The organism is Mycolicibacterium iranicum (assembly GCF_002101705.1).
GTDB classification, from domain to species: Bacteria; Actinomycetota; Actinomycetes; order Mycobacteriales; family Mycobacteriaceae; genus Mycobacterium; species Mycobacterium iranicum.
The window spans coordinates 1-2,533 of sequence record NZ_LQPC01000005.1 but is presented as its reverse complement, the minus strand read 5'-3'; the positions used below and the strand labels follow the sequence as shown (position 1 = coordinate 2,533).

Below are 2,533 nucleotides of genomic sequence, written 5' to 3'. Positions count from 1 at the left end.
ACTCCGGCGTAGACGCCGGTGGTGGTGCCGCGCAGGGAGTCCGGGGCGATCCCGGCCCGTTCCAACGCCTCCCAGGCCACCTCCAACAACACCCGCTGCTGGGGATCCATCGCCAACGCCTCACGCGGACTGATCCCGAAGAACTCCGCATCGAAATCACCCGCGTCATACAAGAACCCCCCATGACGGGTATAGCTGGTGCCCGCCCGATCAAGATCCGGATCAAACAACCGCTCCAGATCCCAACCCCGATCCTGCGGGAACTCACCGATGGCATCCACCCCACCAGCCACCAACTCCCACAACTGCTCCGGAGAACCCACCCCACCCGGATACCGACACCCCATCCCCACAATCGCAATCGGCTCATGCGCGCGCCGTTCCAACTCGCGGAGTGCCTGGTGAGTGTCATGGAGCTCGCGCGTCACCTTCTTGAGGTAACTACGCAGCTTGTGCTCGTCGGTCAACTTGCGTGACCTCCCTCGGTGAGCGTTTCGGGCATTCCGAAGCCCTCGTCAATGAGTCGGAAAATTTCCTGGTCCGACGCGTCCTCGATGTCGTCTACCGAGACTCCGGTCGGCGGTCGTGACGCGGCCTTGCCGGCAAGATGGGTCTGCAGGCGACGGACGACATGGCGCAGACGCATCTCGGCACGCTCGCCGCCGTCGTAATTCCCTTCGATCATGGAAACGATCGACTCGAGCTTGTCGAGCTCATCGCTGCCTGAGACCGAGGAGTTGGCCGCCAGGGTGTGTTCGCGAGTGAGCAGGCCAACCAGGTGGCGTGCGAGCAGAACAGGAGTCGGGTAATCGAATACGACTGTTGGTGGCAGGCGCAAGTCGGTGATCCGACTTAGCCGCTCCTGCAACGTGACCGCGCTGAGGGAACTGAAACCGACATCTTTGAAGCTTTGATGCGTTTTGATCGCCGCTGCCGAAGGATGCCCGAGCACGGCGGCAGCTTGCGTACGCACCAGATCGAGTGCCAGCGCCTCGCGTTGGTTGAGTGGCGACCTCGTAATACGTTCCGGGAACGACGCGCCGCCTGATGAAGCCAGCGCCGTTTGTAGTGGCTGCCCAAAGTCGTTGAGGCTGCTGACTGTCGTATCGCCGACCGCGGACTTCCGAACGGTCCAGTAACGTCGACGCTCGAATGGGTAGGTAGGAAGCGCTACGGGTTTCCCGCCGTTCACCAGGGTCTTCCAATCGACGTCTACGCCGTGGACGTGCGCCTCGGCGAGCGACTGGGTGAAACGTGTGAACCCACCGTCCTCGCGTCGCAACGTGCCGATGGCCGAGGTTTCCGGACAGGATTCCCGAAGCCCATAGGTCAGGACTGGATGTGGGCTGACCTCGATGAAGGCGCTTATGCCTTCAGCTGACAGCGCGCGCGTTGCACGAACGAATTGCACCGGCCGGCGCAGTGATTGCTGCCAGTAATGAGCGTCGAGATCGCGACCGGCGACCGGCGTCCCCGTAACAGTCGAGAAGAACGGTATCTGCTCAACCTCGGGTCTTATGCAGCCGAGTTCGCCAATGAGTCGTTCGCCGATGCGGTCAACGTGTTCGGAATGTGACGCGTAGTCCACTGCAATTCGCTGGGCCCGTACGTCGTCGCGCTCACATTCAGCCAGTAGCGCTTCGAGCGCCTGGACGTCGCCGGATACAACGGTCGAGCGGTCACCGTTTATTGCGGCCACCGAAAGCTCACCGCGCCAAGCGGCGATCCGGTCCTCCGCCTCCGACGCACTGAGAGCCAATGAAGCCATGCCTCCGTGGCCGGCGAGCTCGTCTGCGATGGCGCGGCTACGCAACGACACCACCCGCGCCGCGTCCTCGAGCGTCAGCGCTCCGGCGACGTGGGCCGCGGCGATTTCGCCCTGCGAGTGCCCGACAACGGCGGACGGTTCGACACCGTGGGCACGCCACAGTGCGGCCAGCGAGACCATGACGGCGAACAACGCGGGCTGGACGACGTCGACGCGCTTCAGCGGTCCAGCCAGCTCGGTCCGCAGGGACCAATCAACGAACTCCGATAGTGCGTCGGCGCACGACTCCATCGATGCGCCGAATGTCGGTGAGGTGTCCCAGAGCTCGAGCCCCATTCCGCGCCACTGGGCACCCTGACCGGGGAATACGAAGGCCAAAGGTCCGTGGGCGGCGACACCGTGTGCAACATGATCGTGAGGCTCACCTTGAGCAACCGCACCGAGTCCTTCGAGGACGGCATCACGGTCGCGTTCGCACACGACGGCGCGGTGGTCAAGGTGCGCGCGACCTCTGGCAGCGTTGTATGCCGCATCTAGCGTGGTGATGTCTGGATACTTGTCCAGGTGAGCGCGCCAGCGCTCAGCCTGGGCGCGCAGCGCTCGGTCTGAACGAGCGGACAGCAGCAGCGGCACCACCGGCAGCTCCGCCACCACCGGGGATTCATTGGTTGAAGCATTCTCGGGGGTGGGGGGTTCTTCGATGATGACGTGGGCGTTGGTGCCGCTGATGCCGAAGGAGGACACCCCGAATCGGCGTCGTCGGGG

General features: G+C 63.8%; 2 protein-coding genes. Both read right to left on the bottom strand.

Annotation, left to right across the window (positions count from 1 at the left end; genetic code table 11):
* A partial coding sequence (locus tag AWC12_RS01180) for a beta-ketoacyl synthase N-terminal-like domain-containing protein (RefSeq protein WP_207576357.1) occupies window positions 1-467 on the bottom strand: 467 nt, incomplete at its 3' end.
* Window positions 464-2,533 (bottom strand): acyltransferase domain-containing protein (locus tag AWC12_RS01175; RefSeq protein ID WP_133054369.1); only part of this gene is annotated, 2,070 nt, incomplete at its 5' end. The genes AWC12_RS01180 and AWC12_RS01175, both read right to left, overlap by 4 nt.